The organism is Mycobacterium sp. E3298 (assembly GCF_001666895.1).
Classification (GTDB): Bacteria; Actinomycetota; Actinomycetes; order Mycobacteriales; family Mycobacteriaceae; genus Mycobacterium.
Map to the genome: position 1 here is coordinate 1 of NZ_LZJB01000011.1, position 4,328 is coordinate 4,328.

At 70.2% G+C, this 4,328-nt stretch carries 5 protein-coding genes; 3 read left to right on the forward strand and 2 right to left on the reverse strand.

The window, feature by feature from the left end; genetic code table 11:
* On the forward strand, window positions 1-740 hold a 740-nt coding region (locus A9X05_RS00220; protein ID WP_231978191.1), incomplete at its 5' end, for an SDR family NAD(P)-dependent oxidoreductase.
* Here A9X05_RS00220 and A9X05_RS00225 read toward each other — a convergent pair.
* A complete protein-coding gene (locus tag A9X05_RS00225; protein WP_067760297.1) occupies window positions 737-1,342 on the reverse strand; it encodes a class I SAM-dependent methyltransferase in 606 nt (201 codons plus the stop codon). The two genes, A9X05_RS00220 and A9X05_RS00225, sit on opposite strands and share 4 nt — an antisense overlap.
* 40 nt (window positions 1,343-1,382) lie before the next feature.
* The gene (locus tag A9X05_RS00230; RefSeq protein WP_067778365.1) at window positions 1,383-2,780 is read right to left on the reverse strand and encodes a 13E12 repeat family protein; all 1,398 of its coding nucleotides are present in this window, start codon (window positions 2,778-2,780) and stop codon (window positions 1,383-1,385) included.
* Window positions 2,781-2,913: 133 nt separating this feature from the next.
* Here A9X05_RS00230 and A9X05_RS00235 point away from each other — a divergent pair, with 133 nt between their 5' ends.
* Both A9X05_RS00235 and A9X05_RS00240 read left to right on the forward strand, forming a co-directional pair.
* On the forward strand, window positions 2,914-3,861 hold the full coding sequence (locus A9X05_RS00235) for a DUF4129 domain-containing protein (RefSeq protein ID WP_067760301.1): 948 nt from the start codon (window positions 2,914-2,916) through the stop codon (window positions 3,859-3,861).
* On the forward strand, window positions 3,858-4,328 hold a 471-nt coding region (locus tag A9X05_RS00240; protein WP_067778367.1), incomplete at its 3' end, for a hypothetical protein. The genes A9X05_RS00235 and A9X05_RS00240, both read left to right, overlap by 4 nt.

The window sequence follows — 4,328 nt, forward strand, 5'->3', positions numbered from 1 at the left end:
ACGAGCGGCTGCCCGGCACCATCGGCGAGACGGTCGCCGACATCGAGGCGGCGGGCGGGCGCGCCGTCGCGGTCCGCGCCGACCTGACCGACCGGGACGACATCGCCCGGTTGGTCACCAGCGCACGAGAAGCATTGGGCCCCATCACGATTCTGGTCAACAATGCGGCCTTCACCGCTCCCGGACGCCCGCCGACGCCCGGCGCCGGACAGCGCGCCAAGTCCGTCAGGTCGACGAGCGGCGCCGCCAAACCCGGGTGGCCCGGGTTCGTCAGCATCCCGCTTTCCGCGTACCGCAGGCATTTCGAGATCGCCGTCTTCGCCGCCTACGAACTGATGCAGCTGGTCTGCCCCGACATGATAGAAGCGGGTGGCGGGGCGATCATCAACATCACCTCGGTCGCGTCGAGGATCCCCGGCGACGGGCCTTATCCGGACCGCGGCGGCGGGGTGCTGCCGGGGTACGGCGGGTCCAAGGCGGCGCTCGAGCACCTGACCCAGTGCGCGGCTTACGATCTGGCCGATCACCACATCGCGGTCAACGCCCTGTCGCCGTCGAAACCGATCCTCACCCCCGGGCTGGCCTACTACGCCCGCGACTTCGATGAGACCGCCGCGGCGGACGAATTTGCCCGGGCGGCAGTTGAATTGGCGTTGGTCGATCCGGAGAAGGTCACGGGGCGCACCATCGGCCATCTGCAGGTGCTCGACGGCAGCTTCCGGCCTTTCCAGCTCGACTAGGCGGGCTTGGTCGCCGTGACGGCGTTGATGATCACGGCGTGCAGGCGCTGCCATTTCGGGGACCGGAATCCGGCCTGCAGCAGCAGGCGTTCGGCGCGGCGCCGGGTCCGGGCCTTGCCGCGACGGCCGATGGCGAGGGTCGGCAGCAGCCACAGCGAGAACTGGTCGACGAGCACCAGGCGCCCGCCGGGCCGCAGCACCCGCGCGCACTCCGTCAGCCCGGCCAGCTGGTCGGACCAGTGATCGAATGACGTGGTGCTGACGACCAGATCGAAGACGCGGTCGGCATAGTTGATCTCTTCGGCCACCCCGCGGTTGAAGCTCAACCGCGGGTCGCGGGCGAGAGTCCTTGCGACGGCGACCATCTGCGGGGCGGCGTCGATCCCGCTGAGGTGTTTGGCGTTCGGGTAGCGGCGGGCCAGCAGTCGCAACAGGTAGCCCGTTCCGCATCCGACGTCGAGCACGTACTCCGGAGCGGTGACGGTCGCGACGGCCAGGTGCGCGGTGCGATCGGCGATTTCGTGGTGCAGCCGGCCGCGCCAGCCACGGTCGTAGCCGGCGGCGCGTTCGTCGAACGCTGCGACATCGCGATGCGGCGGCACCCGCTGAGTGTCTCACCGGGGGTCCCGCTTGGCGAGCAGCTCAGTCGCCCGACTCGGGTCCCTCCGGTGGGTCGGGGTCGCCGCGCAAGAGCTCGTCCGGATGGTGAGCGTGGTTCACCTCTGGTGGCCCGTTGCCCTCCGTCCAGCCGAGCCGCCCGTCGTCGGTGACCTCGGTGCGCCATTCGTCCCGGCTCGCCGCGGCGTGGTGGCAACCGCAGGCGAAGAACAATTTGTCCGCGTCGGTTTGGCCGCCGTCCGCCCAGTCCGGGCAGTGGTGTACTTCGCAGCGGTAGCCGGGTTCGAGGCAGTCGGGCCGCGTGCAACCGCGGTCGCGGGCGTAGCAGATGAGCCTCTGGTCGGCGGTGGCGAGGCGTTTCTGGCGGCCCAGGTAGAGCGGCCGGCTGGTGTGCTGGTCGAACACCGCCAGATAGTGAATCCCCTTGGCTGCCATCCGGATCAGGTCTGGCATCGGCAGTCTCGAATCGCCGCCCGTTCGGGCCGGCCCGGGCATCGGAACCGACGAGTCGACGACCGCGTGTGCGGCGCGGTCGAGTTCGGCCAACGTGGTCGTGACGACCACCGTGACCGGGTGGCCGCGGTGCGTCCCGAGCTCGCCGGAGGCGACGGCGGTTTCGAGGCCCCATTTGAACGCGTCATGGCAGCGTTGCGCCGGTGTGCGCCGATCGCGCACATCCGGGTCGTTGGCGTCCGAGTCCGGTTGGTGGCGTCCGGGCCGCACGGCCCCTTCGACGGCTTCGAAATAGGCGCGGGCCTCGGGGTCGAGCAGCCCGGACAGCCGCGACATGCCGTCGGGCCCCTGCGGGCCCAAGTGCAATCGGCGGCGGCGGGCCCGATCCTCGTCGTTGAAGAGGCCGTCGGGATTGAGGTGGTCGGCGATCCGCCGGCCGAGCTTGGCGACGATCCCGGCGTCGAGTTTGGTCGCATGCCGCACCAGCGTGTGCTCGGCGTCCGCCACATCCAGGGGCGACACGCGCGCGGGGAGCACGTCCACGGCCGCGCAGATCGCGCGAATGTGGTCCTCGCCGACCGCACCCGCCGCCACCGCGGCCGCCAGTTCCGGGAGCTCCGGGGGCACGGGCGGCCCGGTCAGCGAGCGCCGCGGGCGGATTCGGGCCCCGAGCCGGAACCGGCGGGTGATCTCGTTGGGCGTGATGCGCAGCCGCGCCCACAGCTTGTCGCGGACCGCCGGCACGAACCCGCCACCGTCGGGCGGGTCGGCGATTTCGGCGAAGAACCGGTACATCAGCCCCCGGTTGGTGCGCTCCTGGGTCTCCAGCCGTTCGGCCACCTCGAGCCGGAATTCGTTGCCGACGACATCCGAGGACACCACCCGCAGCGCGTCGTAGGCGGCGTCGATCGCGTCGAGAGCGGCGCCAATTCGCTCCCGTGCCTGTTCGGCGCCCATCCGAAGACTCATCCCCCCACGCTATCGAACATGTATTCGAATGATCGCCGCCTAACCGAGATCTGTGGATGAATCACGGACTGTGGATAACCCCCGCTCTGACGTGCCAGGATGAGGCAAAGCCAACCGGTCGAGTGGTGTGCCAATGCCTGGTGTGGACAAGGCCACGGGGCGGGTCGTCGCCCTGATCGTGCTGCTGCTCGTCGTCTCGGCCGCTCTGCGCGGGTATCTGCCGGCCGCCCACCACGGGCCGCGCGGCGAAGCCGCCGGCGGAGGTGCGGCGCTGATATTCGTGGTGGCGATCCTCGGGGGCGCGCTCACGCTGGTGGCGATCGCGGTCATCGCGCGGCTGCGGGACCCGCGCGCGGCGGCCCCGCAGGCCGGCCAGCTGTCCGAGATGCTCGGCACCGGCAGGGGCAGGCCGAGCTGGCGCGTCTTGCTCATCGGGCTGGCCGTGATCGTCGCCTGGCTGTTGATCGTGCTGGCCGGGTCCCGCCTGTTGTCCTCCCACGGCGCCGGCCAGGCGCCACCCCCGCCGGCGACCGGCGCCCCGTCGGCCGAACAGCCCAACGCGCAGGAGCCGCGGCGGCCACATCCACCGAACGGGGACATGTTCGGCATCCTGCTCGCCGCGACCGTTCCGATGATGTTGATCATCGCCACCGGAACGGTCGTCATGTCGCGGCGCCGGGGGCGCGCGGTGACACCGGTCACCGTCGCCGATGACTTCGTGGGATCGCCGGCGCCGCCGACCCGCTCGGAATCGCTGGCGCGCGCGGCCGAACGCGGGCTGGCCGAGATGGCCGATCTCAGCCGCGAGCCGCGCGAGGCGATCATCGCCTGTTATGCGGCGATGGAGCGCGAGCTCGCCAATGTGCCCGGCGCCGCCCCGCAGGACTTCGACACCCCGACCGAGGTGTTGGCCCGGGCGGTCGAGCATCATGCGCTGCACGCCGACAACGCCGTCCAACTGGTGAGCCTGTTCGCCGAGGCGCGCTTCAGCCCGCACGTCATGAACGAGGGCCACCGCGACGTGGCGGTGCGCGTTCTCCAGTTGGTCCTCGACGAACTGAGATCCCGGAGTCCAGCATGAAAAAGACTCTGGCCCTTGGCATCTGCCTGATCATCGGGATCGAGCTGCTCGCGCTCATGCTTCAGGATCGACGGTTGGTGTTGGCCGCCTCCGGTGGTGCCCTCGCCCTGGTGTTGCTTACCGTCCGTCGCGTGCTGGGCCGCGGCATGCATAACGAGGGCGAAGCGGAGTCCGACGACCTCGGCGATTCGTTGCGCCGCTGGCTGGCCAACACCGAGACGACGATCCGTTGGTCGGAGTCCACCCGGGTCGACTGGGATAGGCACCTGCGTCCCATGCTCGCGCGCCGATACGAATTGGCAACGGGCGAAAGGCGATCCAAAGACCCCGTGGCGTATCAGGCGAGCGGTCAGATGCTCTTCGGGAGCGAACTGTGGGAATGGGTTAATCCGAACAACGTCGCACCGACCGGCGACCGGCGACCCGGTCCCGGCCGTGGGGCGCTGGAAGAGATTCTGCGAAAGTTG